Raw genomic sequence first — 24,626 nt, forward strand, 5'->3', positions numbered from 1 at the left:
ATGGGGATTATGAATCATAAAGCACGAGCTGTTCGAGATCATGATCGAATGATTTATAGGATAGCTATAGAATACTCGAATCAAGGCATTCAATTAAAATATAACGAGTTACCTAATGATTTAAAAACTCATCAAAATGAGGAATCGTTTTTAGACCGATTTAAAGTGCATAATTGGAATGAGATCCCTCATACTATTGTAGCTCATATTGCTAAAGATGGACATTATAATATTCATCCGGATATTAAGCAAGCACGCTCGTTGACTGTACGTGAAGCTGCAAGAATTCAAGGTTTTCCCGATAATTACAAATTTGAGGGACCTAGAACAGCACAATTTGTACAAGTAGGGAATGCTGTTCCTCCTATTATGTCAAGGGTAATTGCTAAAGCAGTTAAACATTTACTAACGTCACACTAAAAAGCTAGTAGAATATTAAATTTTTCCCATGGTGTCAGTTGAACTCTATTGTGCAACTAGCACAAGGACAACAGGTGTGTAAGCTAGTAAATGCCGTTTCAAAACCTTCGATGCTGTTTACACGGATCGATGTGATGTGAAACTGATCTACAAGTACAGAAAAAGTTGTTTCGACGTATCTTAAATGTTTGAAATAAGTATGGCGAGAGGTTATTATCTCTCGCTTAATTTTTGGTCAAGTCCAAATTATTGTGTAAATTCCCCTTTGATAGACAACATGGACCTGATGACTTGACGTATGGTAGGTAAGACCGGAAAGTCTCCCTGCCGGTCGCCTTCCCGGACAAATGATCATGTTGTCAAGGAACAGGCGTGTCAAGGAGCTTTCGCGGCAACTCCTCGCTTCCGAGGTATTCCACGTTCTCCTTGACACAGCGAAGGGGTTATCCCACTCTCTTGATCGCCGGAGCCTCCTGATTCACCGATCGGACTCCTTGCTCTTTCGTTTTCCGCCACTGCCAATATTCAGCCATATCCAAGTATTTGCGCCCTGACATCCATTTTTCATCGATTTCGATCAACACGGCACCAACGAGGCGATACACCGATTCCCGGTTCGGAAAGATGCGGATGACCCGTTCTCTGCGGCGAATTTCTTCGTTCAGCCGTTCCACTCCGTTGGTCGTGCGCAGGCGCCGCCGGTAACGGTCCGGATAGTCCAATACGGCGGTGGCGTCTTCGAATCCCTCTTCGAGGATTTGCATGGCTTGTTTTTGGCAAGTAGAAAATGGCTCTTACGCAATTTTGGTGAAGGCCTATAATTTTACTTTTATAGTATAATAAAAGAAAAGGTGTGATGAATGATGAATCGTCAAATCCATTGGTCTTCACCGGATCCTTTCCTAGAAGTTCTGGATATTCAAGAAGAACCATCCTCCATTACCTTTATTGTTCGAAGCACTCATGAATCCTGCCCTTGTCCTCATTGCCAAGTGCCTTCCACACGTCCACACAGCCGATATACACGCATGATTCAAGATTTGCCGATTGCCGGAAAAGCTGTTTCCATCCTGCTTATCACAAGAAAATGGTTTTGCGACCAACCCAATTGCACCCAAAAAATTTTTACTGAACGGTATGATTGGATTTCCAAAAATGGACGCCGAACTTTACGGTCCGAAGAAGTATTACGTAAAATCGCGTTTTCCACCAGCTGCCTCAATGGCGAAAAAGTAGCGAAAGCCCTGTCCCTCCCTGTCAGCCATGACGTATTGCTCTCCCTTATTCGGAAAACGGAGATTCATCAAGAGGTGTCCCCCTTTTATCGGAATCGATGACTTTGCTTTTCGGAAAGGACACAGCTATGGCACGATCATTTGTGATCTGAGCACGCACAAGCCTGTTGCATTACTTCCGGAACGTTATCCGGAAACCATATCAGAATGGCTAAAAAATCATCAAAACATCCAAGTTGTCAGTCGTGATGGCTATCAGGCTTTTCGGAAAGGGATTCAGAACGCTTCGCAAAGTATTTTGCAAGTATATGACCGATGGCATTTTGTCCGGGCGGTAAAGAAGCAGATCGATGCTTGCCTCACCTCGATTCTTCCTTCCGTCATCACGTTGGAAAAAGAAGAAACGGACCAACAAACCTTTCCGCATGAAACCAAACTGCAAAGGAGACAAAAAGAAAGAGCCGAAAAGAAATGGATGATGATCAAAAGCATTCAACAGGAATACAAAAAAGGAAAGAAAAAAGCGGAGTTGGCCAGAGAATTTCATATGGATCCCCGAACCATTTCAAAATATCTCAACATAACCGAGATGCCGGTTCAAGTAAAAAGAAAGCGAAAACGGCAAACCGATGGTTTTGAGCAATACATTCAGCAACTCGAACAAGAGGGCAAGACCATCCGTGAAATTGATGCGCAACTTCGTAAATATGGATATACGGGGACACTTTCAGGTGTCCGCGTTGCAGTCGAAAGCATACGAAAAGAAAGAAAACGGCAGGGGATTAAGGAATCTTCCGTTCGAATTTCCAGACGGCAAATGATTTCATATGTTTGGAAACGAAAATCTAGACTTTTAGAAAAGGAACTGCAACTTCTTGAACAATCCTTTAAGATGTACCCATCCCTTCATTCTTTCCACCAAATGGTTCAAACATTTAGAGAAGCATTTGATGAACGGAACTATCCGGCATTTTTCAAATGGTTGGAAAAACAATTGTCTTCTCCAAACAATCATTTATATGATTGTGCACTTCGACTCCGTAGGGATTTACAGTCGATTAAGCTGGCATTTAGTACTTCCTACAGTAACGGAGTTGTGGAAGGCCATGTTCACCGATTGAAGCTGATGAAACGAATCATGTATGGCCGGGCAAAGCTGGATTTACTTGAAAAACGAGTGTTATATCATTTATAAAATGTTTTTTTAAAAAATTAATAAAGAGATGAAGGACTGTACATATATGGTTTCACCAAAAGAACGTAAGAGCCAAAAATGCAGAGAATTGCAGTAAAAAATACATAGGCTTGCAGCTCGATTTTTCCAACGAATTGCTAATTGGATGATATCTTCTTCACAGAAGAAAGCGCGTGTCTTAGACGATAGCTTTCTCCTGTAAAGGCAATGATATGGGCGTGATGGACCAGACGGTCCACTAACGCAGCGGTGAGACGGTTATCCTCAAATACCCGGTTCCACTGTCCAAACTCTAAATTCGAGGTCACGATGACACTTTTTCGTTCGTAACAGTCCGCGATGATGTGAAAAAGCAGTTCTGACCCTTGTTTTTGAAACGGCACATATCCCAGTTCATCGAGAATCAATAGTTCGCACGCCTCGATTTGCCGTTTCAGACGGGGCAGTGTCCCGTTTTTTAAGGCCTCTTCCAGTTGGGCAACGAGATCAGCCACTCGGAAAAACCGCACCTCATGGCCTTTCTCGCATGCCTTCAATCCTAAAGCCGTGGCTAAATGGGTTTTCCCGGTTCCAGGCGATCCCAAAAGCAATACGTTCTGTCTCCGCTCCAAAAACACAAGGTCGCAAAGCTCCTCTTTGGTCGTTGTGGAGGGCCAATGAATGTGATCGGACCACTCATAGTCTTTCAGCCACTTTAACTCCCGGAATTTAGCCTTCTTGATCAGCTTCGACCGTTTCGCTTCTTGACGCGATGAGATTTCCAAAGCCAGTACATCCCGTAAAAATTGCTCTTTTGTTTCGTATGGCACCTCCTCAAAACGATCGGCAATATACGCCAAATGCAACGCTTTACAAATCTCTTTGATGTCCCGAGTCATCCCGGTTTGCCCCTCCTTCCCATGACGGGCACAGCCGTTGGTCATAAAGGTGTAAATCCGTCTCATAATCGACAAACACCGAAGGGATGTAAGTTTCTTTCCACTTTTCCGGATAAGCTTGTTGTTTCGCCTCTAACAACACCTTTAACTCATGAGGGGCCAAGTCGAATCGTTGCTCTTTGTTCAACCATTCATCCAGTTCTTTCAATGTATGGCTTTTTAAGAGTTCCCGAACTCCCCGAACGCGCTGTTTGACCTCTTCCTTACGGAAGGTCAAATATGTTTGCACCTTCTCTGGCAAGTACTTAAAAAATCGCGAATAACTCACGGATCGAGGCTTCTTCTCCCAATCGTTGAAAATCTCTTCCCAAGGGATTTCTTGTTTCTGGTTCATATACGGCCGAGGAGCTTCAAAAACGACTTCTCCTTGATTGGATAGGCAGATAAAGCGATCCCACCCTTTTTGCACCACGAGAGACTGATTCACCCGAGCTTGATGGATCACCCACTTTTCCCCATCCACTGTAATCTCCCCGTATTTGTTTACTTTCACCGTATCCAAAGAGAAGATCGGAAGATCGTCCAAAGGCAATGCTTTCAGCTCTTTTTGATCTTCTTTCCACAACTCTTCAATTGGCACTCCTTTTTCATAGTGAAGGCGAGAACGATCTTCGATCATTTTGACCCGTAGCCATTCGGTCAGCTGTTCATCGCTTTCCACCACAGGGGCGGGAACGAAACAACGATGGCGTACGTAGTATACTTTCCTCTCCACATTCCCTTTTTCATGCCCGCTGGCGGGATTGCACGGCTGTACTTCAAACCCGTAGTGGGCTTGGAAACGCAGAAACGCTTCGGTATACTGACGGTTATCTCCTTTCCCGACTGTCACCACGGCAGCGGACAAATTGTCCATCCTTAAACGCCTCGGCACTCCCCCTGCTTGATGAAATAACTGTTTCAATCCTTCCAAGAAGCATTCCCTATTTTCTGACGGGAGAGGATGAGCAAATCCAGCATTACTATGGGGGAAGCTCAAAATCAAGAGCTTTTTATCTTCAAGAGCTCCATCCTTCACTACTTGCATCGTGCCAAAATCGACTTGGGCTTCCCCCGGAGGATGCTCCAGCCGTTCGTATCGTTTTTCCTTTTCTGCCTTGATATGCGGCTTCCGTTCCTGAATGTAGGCACATACAGTTCGGTAAGAACCGGGAAAACCATGCTCTTTTTGCAGTTGTTCAAACATGGTTCGATTGGTTCTTCGCTCTTTTCGTGGCAGCTTCGCGTCCTCCTCCAGCCAGTCATCGATGATCTCCCCATATCCTAGCTCGTACATCATCCCCCGTTTCTTTTTCATGATTTTTTGTCCGCCAATATTTCCATCGGCATATTTCTTGACAGTTCTCCAATTCAGCCCTGTCTTTCTCGCAATTTCCGAGATCGACAGATCTTTGTTTTCCCTTAAATGTTTGATATAATGAATTTCAGGCATTGCTAGCATCCTTTCTTTACCTCCACTGTTTTAGTCTTCACAACCTTAACAGTAGAGGGAATTTTAGGAGCTGGCAAGCTTTTTTTTTTTACCCAATCAATCTCTGCACGTTTTCCTTGCAGAACTCTGTATTTTTATTTTGCAATAAACAATTTAGCTAAGCTATTGGAACAAGTCCTCAATCAAATCCTCGAGGCGCAAGTGGAAGAACAGCTGGGGGCTCGTCGTTATGAACGAACGGAAGAACGAAAAGGCTATCGAAATGGTTCATATCCACGCCAGCTGACAACCCGGGTGGGACGGTTGACCTTGCGCGTTCCACGAACAAGAGATGGAGAGTTCTCTACGGAACTGTTCCAACGGTATCAACGGAGCGAACAAGCACTGGTACTGGCACTCATGGAAATGGTGGTAAACGGGGTGTCTACCCGAAAAATCACTCAAATCACGGAGGAATTATGCGGCACTTCGTTTTCCAAATCCACGGTCTCCTCACTGTGCAAGGGACTGGATCCGATTATCCAAGACTGGAATTATCGTTCCCTTCATGAACACGTGTATCCGTTTGTGCTAGTAGATGCTATTTATACGAAAGTCCGGGAGGATGGACGAGTACGCTCCAGAGCCGTGTTGATCGCTATAGGAGTGAATGAGGAAGGATATCGAGAAATTCTTGGCCTGCAAATCGGAAACAGTGAATCGGAGTCCAGCTGGAGCGAGTTCTTCGGATGGCTGAAAGACCGGGGACTCCGGGGAGTGGACTTGATCATCTCGGATCAGCACGGTGGGCTGGTGCAAGCCATTGAAAAGCATTTCCAAGGCGCTACATGGCAACGATGCCAGACACATTTTATTCGTAATATCCTCGATGCCGCACCAAAGTATATGCAGGATGCCTTGCTCGAGGAGATTCGTGGGATTCTTCATGCTCCAAATAAGCAAACGGCCCGGCTGTTATTGGAACAAGTGCTGGCCAAATGGGAAGAAAAAGCCCCAAAAGCCATGCAAATCCTCGAAGAGGGATTCGAAGACGCCACCGCCGTATTGGACTATCCGGACCGTTACCGGCGGCGCCTGCGCACGACCAACGGAGTGGAACGGCTGAACGAGGAAATCCGCCGCAGAGAACGGGTCATCCGCATCTTTCCGAACCGGGAATCGGTGTATCGCCTCGTTGGCGCCGTGTTGATCGAAATCGACGAAAAATGGATGTCAGGGCGCAAATACTTGGATATGTCCGAATATTGGCGGTGGCGGAAAATGAAAGAGCAAGGAGTCCGATCGGTGAATCAGGAGGCTCCGGCGATCAAGAGAGTGGGATAACCCCTTCGCTGTGTCAAGGAGAACGTGGAATACCTCGGAAGCGAGGAGTTGCCGCGAAAGCTCCTTGACACACCTGTTCCTTGACAACATGATCATTGGTCCGGGAAGACGACCGGCAGGGAGACTTGCCGGACTTACCTACCATACGTCAAGTCATCAGGTCCATGTTTTCTATCAAAGGGGAATTTACACAATAATTTGGACTTGACCACGGTGGATGTTAAAGCACCGAGGAAAACACTTAAGTTGAACTCCTTCTTTATACTGTAAACGATGAATAATCCAAGAATTACACCAATCAATATATTTGAAGCCATAAAGATTAAATTTAAATTCCTCTTTTCCATATTCTTTCTCATCCTCTTCCAATCTAAAGATTTAAGGGGAGTTCAATTAGTTTTTTAATCCGGCCTTGTACATCATGGGAATTTCTATTAGTAATTTATTTCAAATAACTTATCTCGTCCACATTCTCTAAACTAACAAAGCACCTCTTCTAATCGAAAGGAGGTGCTTTGCCTTTGTATACGGATAATCTTAATTCATTTATTATACAACTTCTTAAGTATTAATAGTCGTTTGGGCTGTTGGATTAAAGTTTGTTACGACAAGAACGACCGGTGAATTTGCAATAATATCGGATCCTGCAGGGACATTAATTACAAGAGATCCTGCACCCGATCCGCCTGGGTTATATGTCACTAAGTCTTGCATTACTTGGACACCATTTACATAAACAATAAAATAACTATTTTCATCAGCTAATTCCGGAAGTGTAACTCCTGTTGCCCCTGTATCATCCATAAAATCATCTGCGTCAATGGTTAACGTTGTTCCACCAGATACATCCGCATCTACTACATAAAAAAATTTTTGTACATCTGGAGAAGTAACTACAGTTGTGGCCGCATTAATTGCAAGCTTCAAAATTTCCAATGGCATGAAGTTTCCTCCTTGAAGTTCATTTTCGCTTTATTATATGGTGAAATTTTTTATTGACTTAGGCATAAAATAAAAAAAGAGTTAGTAATTATCTGGAAGGATCGGAATGATGAACAAACAAACAGGTGTAAATAATTTACCCAAGCCATTATTAAGAATCCCTCCTTTGCCGCCGACAGAATTTTCCTTTCGCCTTCCAAAAAAGGTTGAAGTTTTTGAGTACTTTACAATTTCAAATGGGAAGTCAAGAGTCTATAGAGATCAAGATGGGATTACAAAAGGAAAACATCACAAAATCATGGATCCAAGTACAGTCTCCTATATGAATTTATTTATTAACGGAGTGCTTCAACCTAAAGAAAATTACGAAGTAGAGTGCGGCATGCTCAAGTTAATAACTGAAGACCTGCCGCCAAAAGGTGCACCGATTATTCTGCAAATGTTTAAGTTTTAAAAGTAAGCGCCAAATATCCCACACCTTCTAACCCTTTTGATGTTTTGTGATAATTAGATCAACATCAAAAGTTAGGAGGTTTTTATTTTTATGTCCCCAGATGAACGAAAACAATTGTGGCAACAACGAATCGAATCTTATCGATCTAGTGGAGAGTCAAGTATAAAAGCTTGGTGCAAACAAAATCAAGTAGGTCACCAAAGTATATATAAATGGATGAAAAGACTAGAGTTAGAGACAACTGAAACTTCACGGACTTCCCCTCAATGGCTAACTGTTGAAGTATCCCATCCGTTGGATGAAAAAAACTCCCCGCTCATCGTTAACATTGGGGAATTTTCCATCGAAGTAAAAGAAGGTTTCAATCCACTCCTTTTCAACGAAGTGGTTCAGGTGCTGAAAACACATGTTAAGTAAAACACCCATTCAACATGTTTATTTAGCAGCGGGGGCAACGGATTTACGCAAGTCGATTGATGGATTAGCAGCCATTATTCAAATGAGCTTTCAGTTAAATCCTTTCTCTTCTAATCTCTTTGTTTTCTGTAATCGGAAACGAGATAAATTGAAAATTCTCCATTGGGATCACAATGGGTTTTGGTTGTACTATCGTCGTTTAGAGAAAGGGGTCTTTCAATGGCCTGATGAAAGAACTCCCGGCCCTTTGTGCATCACTCCCCGCCAATTCAGTTGGTTGCTCGATGGTCTTTCATTTGAACAAAAACAAGCACATGAACAAGTATCAGCTAAAATCATGGTTTAAAAGGAATTTGACATTGACCTGTCAATTCCTTTCCTTTATTCTTTAACTTATGAACAAACACAAACAAACCAATGAATCAACAATTGAAGAACTGCAAGCGAGAAATGCGGAACTCAAAAAACAAAATGAAGCCTTACAGGCTAAAATCAAATGGTTGGAAGAACAATTCCGCCTTAGCCAACATAAAAAATTTGGGGCTTCCAGTGAAAAAACGAATCCGGATCAACTCGAACTTCCTCTTTTTAATGAAGCTGAAATCACAGCGGATACAGAAGTGGAAGAACCTACACTTGAAACCATTACTTATAAACGGAAGAAGTCTGTAGGACAACGCGATGCGAAACTAGAGAACTTGCCGACGGAAACGATTCACTATCGTTTAGCCGAAGAAGAGCAGGTTTGTTTGTGTTGCGGTGGAACCGTACACGAAATGAGTACGGAAATACGAAGAGAAATCAAGATTATTCCTGCTCAAGTAAAAGTCGTTGAGCATGTTCAACATATTTACAGTTGCCGTCAATGTGAACGGGAAGGAATCGAGACACCGATTGTCACAGCCAAAATGCCAACACCAATTTACCCAAAAAGTTTGGCATCTGCATCGGCTATGGCTTATATCATGAACCAAAAATACGTGGAAGGAATGCCTCTTTATCGTCAAGAAAAGCAGTTGGAACGATTCGGTGTGTATTTATCACGCCAAACGCTCGCCAACTGGATGATTTATGGTGCAACCAATTGGCTTTCCATTCTATATAAACGGATGCATGAGCTATTACTCGAAAACGATATTCTACATGCGGATGAAACTACACTTCAAGTTCTAGCAGAACCTGGACGAAAAGCGGATTCGAAGTCTTATATGTGGATGTATCGAACAGGACGAGACGTACCGCCAATCATCTTATATGATTATCAAACGACTCGTCACAGTAAACATCCGAAGGCTTTTCTAAAAGGATTTAAGGGATATCTGCATGTAGATGGATATGCAGGATATCATGAATTAAAGGATGTCGAACTGGTAGGGTGTTGGGCACATGCAAGGCGAAAATTCGATGAAGCACTGAAGGCATTACCAGCCAATGTGGATAAAACATCATCAACCGCTGCAGAAGGAATTCAATTCTGTAATCAATTATTCCAGATTGAAAGACAAATCAGTGAAAAATTTGAGAACTGTACTCCCGAACAGCGCAAAGAATACCGTCTTGAACACATTAAACCTGTGTTAGACGCTTTTTTGGCATGGCTAAAAACAAAACGCCCTCAAGTTCCCCCAAAAAGCAAATTGGGAGAGGCAATTACATATTGTATAAATCAATGGAGTAAGCTCATAGTGTTTTTAGAAGATGGTCGACTTGAAATCGATAATAATCGTGCGGAACGATCGATTAAACCATTCGTGATGGGCCGGAAGGCATGGCTATTTGCACAATCGATGAAAGGTGCATCAGCCAGCGCTATTATTTATAGCATTGTCGAAACAGCTAAAGAGAATCAATTAAATCCATTGAACTACTTAACCTATCTTTTCGAACAATTACCATTGATAGATCACAATGATGTAGAAGCCATCGATCAACTCCTTCCTTGGTCGAAGACAATTCCAGAAGAATGTCGCGTACCAAATAAAACTAAATAGAGCATATAATAAACGCCCACGAAAAAACACGTGGGCGTTATTTTACGCTTACTTTACTTTAATTTTGATGGGACCAACAGGAGCAGGAAAAACACATTTATCCGTTGCATTAGGAATACACGCTGTGGAGAGAGGATACAAAGTATCCTTTGTCTCCATGAATCAGCTTATGTATATTTTAAAAACAAAAGAATATATCAATAAATCTAAAATACGCTACAAACGTATTATAGCTTCGGATTTAATTATTATTGATGATGTCATGTACATGACTTACGAGACTCAGGAAGCCAATCTATTTTTCCAGTTTATCTATGATTTATATGATAAAGCAGCATTCATTCTAACCTCTAATAAAGGGCCAAATGAATGGGGAAAATTTCTTGGTGATCCTACTTTAACAACAGCTATACTTGACCGTTTATTACATAGGAGTGAAATTATCACTTTCGATAACGAAACGGATAGCATTCGTATGAAATACAGAAAGGTATTATTTTAATTCAGCAAACTGTTGAATCTTAATTGTAGAAAACTGTTTAAAATTATGGTTCTTTGTCAAATGGTGTTGGTGAATAAATTTTAGTGACATTATTTGGTAATATGTAATCGGATGGCTTAGGGGAAATTCGAGGTTCCCCTAAGCTGTTTTTATTTTCGCTAAGTTTTGGGTAATGAATATTCGGTTTCTAAAGTGATAGAAGGATCGATAACCGAAAGAAATGCGTTTAATCACTTTGATTTTGTTATTAATCCCCTCTAAAATGCCGTTGTTATAATCATATTTCAACGTATTCTCCACGTAATTGATGTATTTGTTGATTGTCTTGATGGCGGTTTTCATATAGCTGGAAACGATATTTTGTTTATTCTCTAATGTTTTCTTTAGGAGCTCAAAGTCTTTGATTTTTATGCAATGTTGCACGTATTGATATAACTCATAGGACGCTTTTAATTCAGAATCTAAATCAATGAGATAGTGGAGAATCTCCACCTCACACATATGCTTTTTAAAGCAACGATGATATTTATAGTTCTTATAATCAAGTTTTGTTTGATCTTTCAGAAGGAGCTTCCAGTATTTTTTTAATTTATTGTAATTCTTTTTATCCCGATTCATGACGTTGATGCGCGTTTTGTTTAAAGCTCTGCTAAATAGTTGGAGGATATGGAATTTGTCGAGTACGATTTCCGCTTTAGGGAAAACTTCGTGGATTAAGGAAATATAAGGGCTGTACATATCGATGACAATCGTTTTTACCGCATCTCTCGCCTTCTTGGAATACCGTAAGAAATACTCTTTGAGGACATGTAATCTCCGGTCCTCCACGATATCCACAATCTCCCCCGTTTCAGAGTCGCAGAAAATAAAGGACATCGCTCCAGCTGCGGATTTCACTGATTTAAACTCATCAAAACACAAATGCTTTGGAAGGTAGTGAACATTTGGTTGATAATAGCTATAAAAGCTGTCAATGACACGACTGACAGTGGCATGAGAAACATTATGTTTCATCGCAATATCTTTTTCGGATATTTTATCTTTGGCGTTTAAAGCAATCGCTACTTTAGTATTGTTGGAAATACAACAGTTTTTAGCCACGACGCTCGTTTTTAAAGTAAACGTGGAATGACAATGTTTACAGAAATAACGCTGTTTACGCAATTTTAAGTAGGTATGAAAACCTGAAATGCTAGGCATTTTAATGAGAGACGTTTTAAAACCGTGTTTAATGATTTGAACATCAAAGACATGTCCACAAGCATAACAAGCTTTTGGTTGGTAAGTTAATTGGCCATAAAAGACTTTTGATTGGACCCCTTTAATGAGTTCTTCTGCACAAAAATTTTCATCAAATGTGATATTTTTGTCTTTTATATTGAGTAGGTTTCGTATAGAATGATGGTGAGACATGTGACACAACTCCTTTGGAAAATGTGTTTTGGCGATTACATTTTACCAGAGTTTTGTCACTGTCTCATTTTTTTTTGTTCAAAAAAATTGGTGCTGGTTTATACTCACCAACACCAAATATTATAGAGCCAAAATTATTTGTGGAAAATTGTTTAATTCTACTTGACGGTTACAAGGAAACTATCAATCTACGAAAATCTATAAGAAATATACTTACAAAGTGTATGTCGAATAATAGCAAATGTAAAATAAGCAAAAATAAAAGTTTGAAGGAAAAGATTTCCTTCCAAGCTAATTTTTATTTGGAAAAGTCATATTATAAAATACTGAAAAAACTATTTTATAGCTTTATTATGTTATAGTATTTTATTTGATTATTTTATATTTTTTTATAAAGTATACTTACAATTAAAATAGCTATGCAGCCAATAAAAATTAGAAAAGAAAAAATAATAGTTAGAGTGTCTCCTCCCCAATTAGCAAATATTATATATAGTTGAATTAATGCCAGCAGAATAAAAGCTAAATTAGAAGGAATCACGGGCTTTCTCATTTTATCCTCCTCATCTTAAGTACATGCCCTAATAATATTCGCTATGCCAAAAAAGTCTAAAAATGCATTACGAAGATCACTTGGTATGTTCTATAACTCCAACTTTTTAACAGTTTATATAGATCATAAATTTTTTGTACAGTTTTTTCAATACCACCAGGTGTATTTTGCAATAGAAAAGTGCAGAGAAATGCAATTAAAAATGCAGAGGTTTGCCACCCATTTAATTCCTTTTCGACAATGCGTGGGACAGTCTATAGCTCTCGCCATGAAAAGAGATGATATGGGCGTGATGAATTAGCCTGTCCACTAACGCTGCTGTTAAACGAGAATCTGTAAAGATCCGGTTCCATTGACTAAATTCTAAGTTAGATGTAATAATTACGCTTTTCTGTTCATAAAACTCCGATATAATTTGGAATAATAATTCAGCTCCTTCTTTACTAAATGGTAAGTATCCCATTTCATCTAAAATGACCAAATCAACCTTCTCCATCCGTTTTCTAAATGCTGATAAACGGTTGTTACGTAAAGCTTGCTCTAATTCCTCAACTAGGTGGGCAACACGGTAAAAACGAACCTCATAACCTAGTTCACAAGCTTTTTTCCCTAGTCCTGTGGCTAAATGAGTCTTCCCTGTCCCGGGTGAACCAACTAAAACTACATTTTCTCGATTCTCAATAAATTGTAGGCTACACAAATCCTCTTTGGTTAAGTGAGGAGGGAACCGAAGTTGTTCGGTCCACTCGTAATCATGTAAACTCTTTTTATCTAAGAACTTCGCCTTTTTTATCAAGCGGATTGCTCTCGCTTTTTCTCTTAATCTTATTTCCTCCTTAAGTAGCCCATATAAGAATTGTTTCGGAGTTTCAAACGGTATTTGCTCGTATACATCCGCAACATAAGCTAACCTCAATGACTTACACAATTCTTTAATGTCCTGTTTCAATTGACAGCCTCCTCTCTAGGAGCTAATGAATCGTATTTACTCCAGTCCACTTCATAAGGATTATTATCACTAGGTAGCTTATCCTGTGCAATTAATTCATAGAACTCTTCATTAATCTTCTTCATGTCATGAGAAACTAATAAACTAGCTAGAGCTTCTAATCGTTTTCGTCGAATAATTAAATTATCTACCAACAAAAATTCTTTAATTCTTCCCGGTAAATACTTATTATAGCGCGAATATTCTACAACCCTTGGTTTATGAATCCATGTTTTAATTATTGAAAGCCATGGTAATGCTTTTCGCTTTTTCATATATGGCCGATAGTCATCCAATAATATCTCCCCATTAGGTGAAACAATCTTTAATTGATCCCATGTTAATATCATTTGTAATTGACTATAGTTGCCACCCTTAGGGACATGAACCAACGTCTGATCCACTTTCACTTCATTATATTTGTTTACTTTAACAAGATGCTCTTTAAATACAGGATAGGGCTTTTCCGGTAATGCTAGAAGATAATCCCGTTCTTCCTGCCATAAGTCCTCAATACGTACGTTTTTGGCATAATGAATTCTATTTCTGTCCGCCTCTAATTTATGAAATAATTGATTAGTTAAACCCTCATAGCTGTCCATTATTGGAGCTGAAGTAAAAAAGTTATAGCGTATATATCCAACTTTATTCTCAACATTTCCTTTTTCATGGCCACTTCTTGGATTGCATACCTGCACATCAAAGCCATAATAATTCTGAAATTGAACAAATTCATCAGTTAATTGTGCTTCTTCATTTTTTGTCCTTTTTTTCTTCACAGCGGGGGTCAAATTATCGATTCTTATCCTTTTAGGTACTCCCCCAACCTGTTTAAAAAGAATATTGAGACCATGTAAGAAGCATTCTTGATTTTCAGCTGGTAACGGTACTGCAAATCCAGCATTACTATGAGGAAACGTCATAACTAAAGCATGAATATCCACAATTTCTCCATCTTGTACAGCTTCCATTACTCCAAAGTCTACTTGAGCTTCACCCGGAGGATGTTCTAATCTTTCATACCCTTTATCTGTAAACGTCAACCCCAAATGAACAATTTTTGCTCATTTCGGATGAACACTTTTTGCTAAGAAAAAATTGTTTCTTGATGTTTTAATCGGTAACTTTCGTTGTTCATATGAATCACTTCAACTCGATGTAACAGACGGTCAAGTATTGCAGTCATCATCCCTGGATTATCTACGAGTTCTATCCATTGTTCTGGGCTTCGATTGGATGTTAAAATTAACGAACTTCGTTCATATAATTGATGAATAAGCTGGAAGAACAATGTGCCTTCTCGTTGATCCATTGCCATATACATGACATCATCAATTATCACAAGATCTGATGCACGCAGTCTCTTTAACTGAGTTTTTGACTTATTGACATATTCTTCTGTTTTTAATAGCTGAATTAATTCCCCCATGGTCACAAAATACACTTGAAAGCCTTTTTGAATCGCTTCAATTCCAAGGCCAACGGATAATAAAGTTTTTCCCGCTCCAGGTGGTCCAAGTAATATTAAGTTGTATGCTTGTTCTAACCATTGAAATTCACGTAATTGCCTTAATTGCCGCTCTGTAATGGCTGTTTGCTCATCTATATTAAACATACTTAAAGGTTTATAGAACGGGAAACGAGCCCAATTCATTCGTCTTTCAATACTTTTCTCCTCACGTCTTTTTAGTTCATACGTAGTTATCTGTTCTAAGAACTCTAAATATGTCCAAGATGATTGCTCTGCTTTCCGAAGGAGCTCTGGGAGCTCCTCCGCTGTTTCGGATAATCTCAATTGTTTAAAGGCTTGTTGAATTTCTGGAACACTTTTATTCATTTGTTTTTCCTCCCATTCTTTGAATGTATGTATTGAAATCCCTTGTTTCTACAGCTATCGAAGAAACAAGTTTAGTAGAATTGACCTGTATTTCAAGAATGGGATTAGATTCTTGTAGCTTTAAGTAATTTACGACATCTTGAAAAGCATTTGCACTATACAGTTTTTCACGGATACATTTCTCTAACGCCATTGGAATCCAATGAGGATCATTTTCGGCAACCCTTTGTAAAATGAGTAATTGATCACGGCGATAGCGCTTATATCTCTGGCAGATTTCATCAATATATTGTCTCGATGCTTCTCCAGTAGGAAATAAATGAAGCACTCTTTGTTTAAGCATATCAAGCGATTCTGTATGATCTCGTGCATGATTCGTATTTTTAATTAGCTTTCCTTTTTCTAAACTTATCGTGTGCTTGGCAAGTATTTCGCCAGTTGTAGGTTCTATGATGATTAATTTTTCATTATTGATTTGCAGATTCACTGTAGGGCATTTCGTATATGTGCCGATAGGTACTGAATAGCGATTCGATTTGTAACGAATCGTGTTGTCCTTATTCACATTCCTTGTTATAATTTCAATAGGGTTGCTTTCTGTTAAAGAAAGCGGTGAGGAGATCTTTCGTAAGTGTTTCTTTTCCAGTTGATACACTTCGTAAGGTCTCTTTTTTATTGTTTGATGCACTTTATAGTTCCCAGTACGTTCTAGCCAATTCCAGGCTTTTTCATTCCAATCTCCGATTGTTGAGAAGATACGATGTGCTGCGAAATTATACTTGATATATTTCACAACGTTCTCAATTTTTCCTTTCGATTGGGGATCTGCTTTTCGACATAGGTAAATCTGAAATTTACGTTCGTTCACATATGCCTGAAATTTCTTTGTTAAGATAAGATCTCCAGCATTTTCGCTTACCGCAATAAGATTGTCTTGATCATAAACAATTTCTTCAGTCATTCCCCCAAAATATCTAAAGGCATTTTCGTGACAACGAATGGTGTCTTTCGTTGTAAAGGGGCGGTCTTGCCATTCCATATACTTTTGTCGAGAGTGAGATAATACAAAGGCAATAAAATAAAGTTTGATGTCCTTATTATCTATTGTTTTCTGAATGGTTTGTCCCCAGTCTACTTGCATTTGTTTTCCTGGTGGTAATTCATCAACAGCTTCATGTTCTCGGGGTCCATCCGTTTTTTCAATTTGATAAATTTCTCTCATCTCTTTGACATACCGACGAACTGTACTTTCTCCAACTTGTAAGTCAGGAAACTTTTCTTGAAGCCAGTCCAAAATTTGTGCTCCACTCATGCTTGGATTTTCTTGTAACCATGTCACAATCCAATCCCGATAGGGATCTAACTTTTTCTTTCGCTCAATCGTGCCAAACTCCTCCACCGCTTCTTCAAATGTCATATTTAAATACTTATAAACTGTATTACGTGAGATTTTCAATTTCCTTGCGATTTGTGAAATTCGCAATCTTTTAGTACGTAATTGATGGATTTCAATATATAACACAAGCTTCTCCTCCACTAGTACAACCTCCAATAAACTTAATAAACTAGTTTATTAGAAGTGTATTTGATAGTGAAAAAGTGTTCAATCCAAATGAGCGAAATCTGTTGATTTTATTTTATCGTTTACATTATCCTTTTCTTCTTGGTGAGTATTCATCCATTCAGAGATAAAGTAACAAACAGTACGATAAGAACCTTGGAAACCCATTTCCTTTAGTTCTTCAAATATTTGTTTCTTTGTTCTTCTTAATTTTTTCCTTAACTTTAAATCCTCAAAAAGCCAATCTGAAACAATTACTCCCCACTTTTCCTCATACATCATCCCTTTCTTTTTAAATGATTTCTGTTTAGGGAGTTGATCTTCATCCGCATACTTCTTAGCTGTTCGCCAATTAATTCCCATTGTTCTTTGTATTTCTGAAATAGATAAACCTTTGTTATTTCTTAAATGTTTGATACAATTAATATCAGACATTGCTAGCATCCTTTCTTACCTCCACTACCAATTGCTTGACACAATTACTGTAGTGGGACTTGGGGTGACTGGCAAGTCTTTTTTTGTTTATGCACAAAAATTTAGTGCAGGACTCTGCATTTTTCCTTTGCAAAGCTCTGCACTTTTATTTTGCCATACACAAACATCTTCAATATGTTCCCAATCCAGACGCGGATACAAAAACGTTCCAATAATTTGAGCACTGCTGATGATAATAGCGGTAGTATTTACAAGGACAAATATCATAATGACAGTACTTAGCTTCAGATGAAAAAACGATACAACACATATAAATAAAACGTTCATGACGATCAAAATAGGAATAACATGTAAAATCGCCTTGCTTACGATTAACTGGTTCAAAGAAGAGCCTGACCCTTTATATAAAAGCAAGTTCTCCCTTTCAGCATCAGCTGATGTAATCCCTAATAATCCGTCTCCTAAAAACGAGACATTTAATGAAACTGCAAAGATGATCGGATATATTACGAAAAGAGCCGGGAATTCAAACCAATTTTGCATCATTCCTAACCCGAACAATATTCCGATTTCGGAAGCCAGCATATAGATAGATAAATAAAACCTCTTTTTTATTAAAAAATTCGCTCGAGTGAAAGCGATGAAATCTTTTTTCATAACCGCCAAAACTTTCCTTGATAAAAGCTTTTTTAGTTTTCTATCAATAAAGTTATGAAAAGATCTGTTTTTTATTATGTTGACATTTGTTTTTTCATTGGAAAGCTGCGAAATATCTTTTACGTCTAAATACTTATTTACAATAAGATACGAAATATAAATTAGAATGATTCCAATAATCAGCAACAACGGTTGATAATAGAGAAAGTATTCTACTTCCATTAGTGTATTAAATAACCAATTAGTAGGCAGCACATAACCAGTCAAAATCACATCAAGATTGAATCTAGAAATAGAATGAATGATTGATTCTATAAAGTTTTCCTCATAAAAGTAGCTAAAGCCTAACCAGCCAAATACAGTCGTAGACAGAAATGATAGCAGCATAACAAAAACAAAAGAAAGTGCACTTTTCACAGCTGACTGAAAAACAACATGCAAAAACTTTGAATATATTATGTATAATCCTGAAGAATAAAAACTGATGACCCCAATTAAAAAAAGAACATAAAATGGAAAAGATACAAATAACAATAGCCTAGAAGTTATTGATTCTTCTGCAAAATTTAAAACGTAGAACAGGATTGGATATAAAAAGAAAAGAGTCGAAAACAGTGACTTGAAAATGATTTGCGTAAAAAATCTTACCAATAATATATCATTTGGATCTGTTTTCACGGAGTATAGTAAGAGAAAATCTTCCGGATAGACAAACCTTTGCAAAATATCATGAGAAGAACGAAGATTGTTGATTAAATTCCATAATACTAGCAAATTGACTAACAAAACAGCTGCTTGAGAAAAATAAGGAATGATTAGTTCTACTAAATGATATAGGATAAAATTGTATACTCCAAAAATGAAAACAAATAAAACTAGTAATATTTTTTGATTCAATAAATTTTCCCCAAACGGAAAGAAAAAAAGAAATCTATTGACATAGCGCCTAAAATTTAACTTGAAATTCGAATAAAATAGATTAGACTTTAACATACTGCCCCCTGAATTTAAAATCTAGGGCGATGGCAAAAACTTATTTCGCCATCACTCGATTTTTTTAATTTACCATTTCGAGTCCATTCTTTATCTAGATTGAATATATCATAAATAATAGAAAAAATTCCATATTTTGATAAATTTTATTTTAGGGGAAATGCTCGCGCTTTTTTAATAAGCGTCCATTTTACAGAGATGATTTGACGATTACATGAGAGAGTTACAAAAAGTGAACTTGAGCAGGTTGCCTTTTGCCGTTGAAGTAGCTTCAAGCGCTGAAAGATGAGGGGGAATAGATTGACAGAGCTTCTCTTTAACATGATATTCTTTTACCAGTAATTTTGTTGAAGCCCTTACAGAAAAGCATAATTGAAGGATGAGCGCAAAAAACGGAATGTTTAATAAGTTGTCAGTTTCTGTATTCTATCTTCCAAACCGAAAAGCCGAAAGCCTAATGATAGGGAAAAGAGTAAAAATTGTCAAAAAAGCCGCAGTTATTGTTCTCATTGCTGAGGGAGCTCTTGCACGCTGCAATTTGGCAGGAAAAATGAAAAGGGAGAAAAGAAATTGAATAAAGGACTTTTTTTATATGTAAGTCCTTTATCCGTTCAAAACGATAATAATCGGAAGGCAAAAGGCTGTAAATTGTTGTTAAAATAATCGCCGAAGTAAAGAATCAATTTAATATTCATCTGTTTCCCACTGTTAATGACGGAACATATTATTATTGAAAAGAGAAGCGTTTTTTGCCCGAATTATATTCCTAACTTGGCTCCAAAAAAATGAAAGTTGAGAGCTTCTTACATTTACGATAATGTTTTCTTGCTTTCACATAGCTTTTGATAGCGTTCGAGAAGTTTTTCATATCGAACCATTCCGGCATCTTTGCTGCCTAGTTCAAAATTTCCATAAAAGCCGTGAAAATCAGATCCTCCTGTTTCGATCAGCTCGAATTGGTCCGCATAATATTTGACAAGTTCTTCGTCCTTAGGTCCATGCAAAGGGTGAACTGCTTCGACGCCTTCTAAGCCAATCTCAACCCACTCGGGGATTGCATCAAAATTGTTGAATTGTTTTGGATGGGCAAGTACCGGCAAACCGCCCGCCTCGCGGATGGCAACAATCGCATCTTCCACATCGACATACTGTATAGGTATGTGCGCTAATCCTTGCGGCTTTCCTTCCCCGCCTTTTGAAAAAAGCTTATCATATAGATCGCCATAGATTTTGTCAGCGTATCCTTTGTTTATTAAAGCATGCATAATATGCTGTTTGTATACCCCTGTGCCGTCTTTGGCGAATTGTTCTACTTCTTCCCATGAAATGTTAAAACCTGCTTTCATAATTCTTTTCGTCATTTCATATGATGCTAGGTGTCTCATCTTTAACAGCGGGCTGCACAGGTTTTCAATCGCTTCGTGATGCGGTTCCACAAAAAAGCCTAAAATATGGGCTCTCCGTTGTCTTTTATAGTCATAAGCCGAAATCTCGATCCCTGGAATAATGGTTACTCCGAGCTGCTCTCCTATATATTTCGCTTCCTTTAATCCTTTTGTCGTATCATGGTCCGTAATTGCCAAATGGGTGATTCCTTTTTCTTTCGCAAGAGAAATTACTTCAAATAGACTCATTGAGCCATCTGATATATTTGAATGACAATGTAAATCAATCATTACGGTCAACACCTGCTTTCACTGTTTTTATAAAATAATTAATGAGTTTCACGCAAATTTGCCTTCATTCTTGTCGAAACAAATTCGAAAATGATCGCTAAAACAAGAATGAAGTAAGTAATCATTCCGATTTCCCTTAAATCAAAATAAAATCCGCTCGCCATAAACAAATCAAATCCGATCCCGCCTGCTCCTGCGGCAGCCCCCATCGCAACGGCAACGGAAAAGTTAATCTCAAATCTCATAAACGTCCAAGAAATTAAATACGTCATTGACGAGGGGATTACCGTCTGAAACACAATTTGCCACCAATTGGCCCCGCAGCCCTTTAATGCTTCGATCACACCTTCATCCAACTCTTCGAACGATTCAGAATATGCTTTAATCAAATAGCCAATGGAGTGAAACGTCATGCCAATAACAGCTGCAACACTTCCTAGACCAGCAGCGACGGAAAAAATCAGCACCCACAAAACAGTAGGAACGGCGCGAATAAATGCAACAAATGCTTTAATGGTATTGGAAACAACTTTATTTGATAAATTTTGCGCTGCGAACAGCCCTAGAAAAAGTGCAATAACAGCTCCGAACACTGTCGTCAAAAAAGCAAGCCCCAAAGTTATCAACACTTGATAGATTGCTTCTGTTATAGTTAATCGCGAAAAGCTTGCTTCGAAAAACATTGTTTTAAAATTCGCAAACGTTTCTTTTAATCCAGACATGAAATTTGTATCGCCATAATCAAACACGGTAAAGCCATAAACAGTAATAACGAATAATGCTGTCAATGTCAGCCGGATGGCAATTGCCTGCTTCGTCAACGGTTTCACTTTTATTTTCGAAGAATGCGTTAATTTTCCGCTGTCTTTCAGAGTGCTTCCAGTTTTCATCAACCATTCATTATTCATATCATCACCCTTTCTTCCTTAAATTTTCATTCATCGTTATAAAATGACCCTTCTTATCAAATTCGAAAGATATTCAATGACAAATACCGTCAGTACGATAGTCATGACAACCAAACTCGCTGCACTATAATTGGAGCTTTTATAATACAAGTCAAAAGAAAAACCAATTCCTGTTCCGGTTAAAATTCCAACTAAAGTCGCGCTGCGAATATTCGTTTCAATCTCAAATAATACCCAACTGATCATCTGGGGAAGGCTGGATGGAATGACCGACTGGAAGATGATCGGAAAAAATTGGGCGCCGGTTGCACGCAATGCTTCAACGGAACTATTGCTAACTTCATCGATCGTTTCTATAAATGCTCGCGTTAAAAAACCAAAGGAGGCGGAGAACAAAGCAAAAAATCCGGTAATGGAGCTTTGTCCAAAAGAAAAGAGCAGAATCAATGCCCATGCAGCCACCGGAATATTACGAGAAACAGTTGCAATTCCTCTGCTTATTGCACTTAATAATCCATTCACTTTCGTCGTCTTCGAACCGCATATTGCGAAAAAAGTAGCAAAAATAGCTGCAGATGTCGTGGAAGCGACTGATATTAAAACTGTTTCTTGTAATTTACTTAAAATATCCGGAAGCTTTTCCATCGCTTTTGCATCAGGAAAAAAATTTGTCACTCCCCACTCTACTGCCTTTGCGACAGAGGCGAGTCCTTTCACAAGCTGAAAATCTGTTATAAACATAGAAAGATACGTTAACACAATCAACAATAAAAAAAATAAGGAGAAGCTTCTTCTTCTTTTTACAAAGATATCTGCTTGCATGATCTTCACCTACATTAAAGAATCAGATTCTTTACTTCAGACCCATAAATATTGCGAACAATATCTTCCGTTATTTCTTTCGGAGGACCATCGTACACTTTCTTTCCATTATTAATACCGATAATTCGATCAGAGTACTTCAAAGCGACATCGACTTGGTGCAGGTTGACAATACAAGTAATTCCGAGTGTAGAAGAAATATTTTTTAAATGATCCATAATGATTTTGGCTGAATTTGGATCTAAGGAGGCAATCGGCTCATCACACAATAGCATTCTCGGATTTTGAATTAAGGCTCTGGCAATTCCGACGCGCTGTTTTTGTCCGCCGCTTAGCTGATCACACCGTTTATACACTTGATCCTCCAGCCCCAACAATCCGAGAATATGAACCGCCTGCTTTTTCTCCTCCTCGCTGTATAAACCGAATGCTCCTGCCAAAGTTGACTTATAGCCGAGCCTTCCGTGGAGCACGTTTTCAATAACGCTTAATCTAGTGACAAGATTGTAATGCTGAAAGACCATTCCAATGGTTGCTCTCACTTTTCTTAAGCTTTTTTTGTCAAGCTTTAAAATGTCGACACCATCAAATATGATTTCACCGCTAGACGCTTCGATCATGCGGTTAATACACCGGAGGAGGGTTGATTTCCCCGCCCCCGATGGACCAATGATCGAAACGAATTCCCCTTCTTTTACAGAAAAGTTAATGTCTTGAAGTGCCATTGTATTGGTTCCATAACGTTTTGAAACGTTATTTAATGTTAAAATGGCTGTCATCGTTTATCCCTCACCAAATCCTTATTTAGACAATTCTCTGATCGGATCAAACCAAGAATCCTCTACTTCAACGAAACGCTCATTAGCTTTTTTCGTAAACAAACCGCTAAAATCAGAATCCTCCGGCACGAAAATCTTCGTATTGTTGGCTACTTCATCAGAAACAAAAGCTTCCACAAGCTTTTTGCGATCTTCTTCAGATACGGTTTCCGTATTGACAACAAACGGAGCATTCAATACCGGTGTGACTGAAATTAAGACAAATTCCTTTCCAGGCACAGTATGAAACGGCTCAGCAGCATCATTTTTGACTTTATATACCGCTCCCGGTTTATTTTGCTCACCGTCAACTAATTCAATATAGTTGTTCACACATGTGTCGCAAAATGCTGCTACATCTACTTTTCCAGACAGTAAGTTAACCGCAGACCCTTGATGAGAGCCTCCATATTGCACTTTGCTGAAAAACTTGCCCTCGCCGCCTTCTAATAAATCTTCAGCAGTTAAATCTTTGTACTCTTCTTTTTGGCTAAAGTACGAAACGATTTCGGTCGATGGAACTTTAAAGCCTGATGTGGAGCTGTTAGACACAAATGAAAATTTCTTTCCAGCTATATTATCAATGGAAAACCCGGAGCCGCTTTTGTACTCGTCTTCATCCCCTTTATTTACGGCAAGCCAGCTGTAGTACATGGCATCATCAAGTGTGCCGGATTCACCGCTCGGAACAACGAGAGGAAGCACTTTTTCATTTTTGTCATGAGCCTCTATGTATCCCTGTGCACCCATAAACGCTAAATCAGCATTTCCGTTTGCAATCGCCTCAATGGCAATAATGTAATCAGTTGTCGTCTTATGCTCGACTTTCTTTCCAGTTGCTTCTTCAATCAACTTAGCGATTTCGTCACGTGCCGCTTTCAAATCTTCACCGGATTCATTTGGGTACCATGCAATTGTAAGCGTATCGTCGCCGTTTTTTTGAGCGGAATCGCTTTCTTTCCCTGCTGATGATGAACAACCTGACAAAAAGATGACCAAAATGAAAGCGATGCTCATAAACCTCAACATTTTTTTCATATTCATTACCCCTTTTCCTTTCAAAATAGATTATTTTTCCATTTATAATTGAATATAAAGGATGAATGTAAAGGAACT

The 24,626-nt window shown here is 38.8% G+C and carries 25 protein-coding genes and 2 pseudogenes; 9 read left to right on the forward strand and 18 right to left on the reverse strand.

Going from position 1 to position 24,626, the window contains the following annotated elements:
• Positions 1-9: 9 nt before the first annotated feature.
• On the forward strand, positions 10-420 hold the full coding sequence (locus tag NST13_RS09450) for a DNA cytosine methyltransferase (RefSeq protein WP_342471150.1): 411 nt from the start codon (positions 10-12) through the stop codon (positions 418-420).
• Positions 421-465: 45 nt separating this feature from the next.
• Here NST13_RS09450 and NST13_RS09455 read toward each other — a convergent pair.
• Positions 466-601: pseudogene (locus NST13_RS09455) on the reverse strand (IS982 family transposase); the annotation flags it as partial.
• 262 nt (positions 602-863) lie between these two features.
• Positions 864-1,190, reverse strand: a pseudogene (locus tag NST13_RS09460) (transposase); the annotation flags it as partial.
• Positions 1,191-1,280: 90 nt separating this feature from the next.
• Between NST13_RS09460 and NST13_RS09465 the strand changes: the two are divergent.
• Together NST13_RS09465 and NST13_RS09470 are read left to right on the forward strand one after the other, a co-directional pair.
• A complete protein-coding gene (locus NST13_RS09465; protein WP_340714495.1) occupies positions 1,281-1,757 on the forward strand; it encodes a transposase family protein in 477 nt (158 codons plus the stop codon).
• A complete protein-coding gene (locus NST13_RS09470) occupies positions 1,684-2,850 on the forward strand; it encodes an ISL3 family transposase (protein ID WP_340714494.1) in 1,167 nt (388 codons plus the stop codon). The genes NST13_RS09465 and NST13_RS09470 overlap by 74 nt, the downstream gene beginning before the upstream one ends.
• Before the next feature lie 137 nt (positions 2,851-2,987).
• On the opposite strand, the gene istB (NST13_RS09475) is transcribed toward NST13_RS09470, so the two are convergent.
• Entirely contained in the window at positions 2,988-3,728 is a 741-nt protein-coding gene (istB, locus tag NST13_RS09475; RefSeq protein ID WP_342580494.1) for an IS21-like element helper ATPase IstB, read from the reverse strand.
• Positions 3,700-5,229, reverse strand: coding sequence for an IS21 family transposase (gene istA, locus NST13_RS09480; RefSeq protein ID WP_342580495.1), 1,530 nt, complete (start codon positions 5,227-5,229; stop codon positions 3,700-3,702). The genes istB (NST13_RS09475) and istA (NST13_RS09480) overlap by 29 nt, the downstream gene beginning before the upstream one ends.
• A 90-nt stretch (positions 5,230-5,319) precedes the next feature.
• Here istA (NST13_RS09480) and NST13_RS09485 point away from each other — a divergent pair, with 90 nt between their 5' ends.
• Positions 5,320-6,543, forward strand: a complete 1,224-nt coding sequence (locus tag NST13_RS09485; RefSeq protein WP_342581837.1) for an IS256 family transposase — start codon at positions 5,320-5,322, stop codon at positions 6,541-6,543.
• 561 nt (positions 6,544-7,104) lie between these two features.
• Here the strand turns inward: NST13_RS09485 and NST13_RS09490 are convergent.
• Positions 7,105-7,485, reverse strand: coding sequence for a DUF4183 domain-containing protein (locus tag NST13_RS09490; RefSeq protein WP_141603369.1), 381 nt, complete (start codon positions 7,483-7,485; stop codon positions 7,105-7,107).
• A gap of 106 nt (positions 7,486-7,591) precedes the next feature.
• Between NST13_RS09490 and NST13_RS09495 the strand changes: the two genes are divergently transcribed.
• The 5 genes from NST13_RS09495 to NST13_RS09515 all read left to right on the forward strand — a co-directional run bounded on the left by NST13_RS09495 (position 7,592) and on the right by NST13_RS09515 (position 10,849).
• The gene (locus NST13_RS09495) at positions 7,592-7,939 is read left to right on the forward strand and encodes a DUF4183 domain-containing protein (protein WP_141603368.1); all 348 of its coding nucleotides are present in this window, start codon (positions 7,592-7,594) and stop codon (positions 7,937-7,939) included.
• Between the two features lie 90 nt (positions 7,940-8,029).
• Positions 8,030-8,356 carry a hypothetical protein gene (locus NST13_RS09500; RefSeq protein ID WP_141603367.1) on the forward strand — a complete coding sequence of 109 codons (327 nt, stop codon included), beginning with the start codon at positions 8,030-8,032 and terminating at the stop codon, positions 8,354-8,356.
• Positions 8,346-8,702 carry an IS66 family insertion sequence element accessory protein TnpB gene (gene tnpB, locus NST13_RS09505; RefSeq protein WP_141603366.1) on the forward strand — a complete coding sequence of 119 codons (357 nt, stop codon included), beginning with the start codon at positions 8,346-8,348 and terminating at the stop codon, positions 8,700-8,702. Before NST13_RS09500 ends, tnpB begins: the two co-directional genes overlap by 11 nt.
• Before the next feature lie 49 nt (positions 8,703-8,751).
• A complete protein-coding gene (locus NST13_RS09510; RefSeq protein ID WP_141603365.1) occupies positions 8,752-10,347 on the forward strand; it encodes an IS66 family transposase in 1,596 nt (531 codons plus the stop codon).
• Positions 10,334-10,849 carry an ATP-binding protein gene (locus NST13_RS09515; RefSeq protein WP_342581838.1) on the forward strand — a complete coding sequence of 172 codons (516 nt, stop codon included), beginning with the start codon at positions 10,334-10,336 and terminating at the stop codon, positions 10,847-10,849. The genes NST13_RS09510 and NST13_RS09515 overlap by 14 nt, the downstream gene beginning before the upstream one ends.
• Before the next feature lie 138 nt (positions 10,850-10,987).
• Here the strand turns inward: NST13_RS09515 and NST13_RS09520 are convergent, their stop codons facing one another.
• The 13 genes from NST13_RS09520 to phnD all read right to left on the reverse strand — a co-directional run bounded on the left by NST13_RS09520 (position 10,988) and on the right by phnD (position 24,548).
• Positions 10,988-12,262: an ISL3 family transposase gene (locus NST13_RS09520; protein WP_342470665.1), complete on the reverse strand. Its 1,275-nt coding sequence runs from the start codon at positions 12,260-12,262 to the stop codon at positions 10,988-10,990.
• Positions 12,263-12,641: 379 nt separating this feature from the next.
• A complete protein-coding gene (locus tag NST13_RS09525; protein ID WP_342471144.1) occupies positions 12,642-12,815 on the reverse strand; it encodes a hypothetical protein in 174 nt (57 codons plus the stop codon).
• A gap of 223 nt (positions 12,816-13,038) precedes the next feature.
• A complete protein-coding gene (gene istB, locus NST13_RS09530) occupies positions 13,039-13,764 on the reverse strand; it encodes an IS21-like element helper ATPase IstB (protein ID WP_096550005.1) in 726 nt (241 codons plus the stop codon).
• Entirely contained in the window at positions 13,761-14,846 is a 1,086-nt protein-coding gene (istA, locus tag NST13_RS09535; protein WP_342580496.1) for an IS21 family transposase, read from the reverse strand. The genes istB (NST13_RS09530) and istA (NST13_RS09535) overlap by 4 nt, the downstream gene beginning before the upstream one ends.
• Before the next feature lie 44 nt (positions 14,847-14,890).
• Positions 14,891-15,640, reverse strand: coding sequence for an IS21-like element helper ATPase IstB (gene istB, locus NST13_RS09540; protein ID WP_342580497.1), 750 nt, complete (start codon positions 15,638-15,640; stop codon positions 14,891-14,893).
• Positions 15,633-17,162, reverse strand: coding sequence for an IS21 family transposase (gene istA / locus NST13_RS09545; protein WP_342581839.1), 1,530 nt, complete (start codon positions 17,160-17,162; stop codon positions 15,633-15,635). Before istA (NST13_RS09545) ends, istB (NST13_RS09540) begins: the two co-directional genes overlap by 8 nt.
• A gap of 81 nt (positions 17,163-17,243) precedes the next feature.
• Positions 17,244-17,645 (reverse strand): hypothetical protein, encoded by a 402-nt coding sequence (locus NST13_RS09550; protein WP_342580498.1) that lies wholly within the window; start codon positions 17,643-17,645, stop codon positions 17,244-17,246.
• A 78-nt stretch (positions 17,646-17,723) separates the two neighbouring features.
• Entirely contained in the window at positions 17,724-19,190 is a 1,467-nt protein-coding gene (locus NST13_RS09555; protein ID WP_342580499.1) for a hypothetical protein, read from the reverse strand.
• Positions 19,191-20,095: 905 nt separating this feature from the next.
• Positions 20,096-20,962, reverse strand: coding sequence for a PHP domain-containing protein (locus tag NST13_RS09560; RefSeq protein WP_130156538.1), 867 nt, complete (start codon positions 20,960-20,962; stop codon positions 20,096-20,098).
• A 38-nt stretch (positions 20,963-21,000) separates the two neighbouring features.
• Positions 21,001-21,852: an ABC transporter permease subunit gene (locus tag NST13_RS09565; RefSeq protein WP_342581840.1), complete on the reverse strand. Its 852-nt coding sequence runs from the start codon at positions 21,850-21,852 to the stop codon at positions 21,001-21,003.
• A gap of 54 nt (positions 21,853-21,906) precedes the next feature.
• Positions 21,907-22,692, reverse strand: coding sequence for an ABC transporter permease subunit (locus NST13_RS09570; protein WP_342580500.1), 786 nt, complete (start codon positions 22,690-22,692; stop codon positions 21,907-21,909).
• Positions 22,693-22,706: 14 nt separating this feature from the next.
• Positions 22,707-23,471, reverse strand: a complete 765-nt coding sequence (phnC, locus tag NST13_RS09575; protein ID WP_342580501.1) for a phosphonate ABC transporter ATP-binding protein — start codon at positions 23,469-23,471, stop codon at positions 22,707-22,709.
• Between the two features lie 21 nt (positions 23,472-23,492).
• On the reverse strand, positions 23,493-24,548 hold the full coding sequence (phnD, locus tag NST13_RS09580) for a phosphate/phosphite/phosphonate ABC transporter substrate-binding protein (RefSeq protein WP_342580502.1): 1,056 nt from the start codon (positions 24,546-24,548) through the stop codon (positions 23,493-23,495).
• Positions 24,549-24,626: the final 78 nt, after the last annotated feature.

The sequence above is a fragment of the Ureibacillus sp. FSL W7-1570 genome, from assembly GCF_038593265.1.
GTDB classification, from domain to species: Bacteria; Bacillota; Bacilli; order Bacillales_A; family Planococcaceae; genus Ureibacillus; species Ureibacillus suwonensis.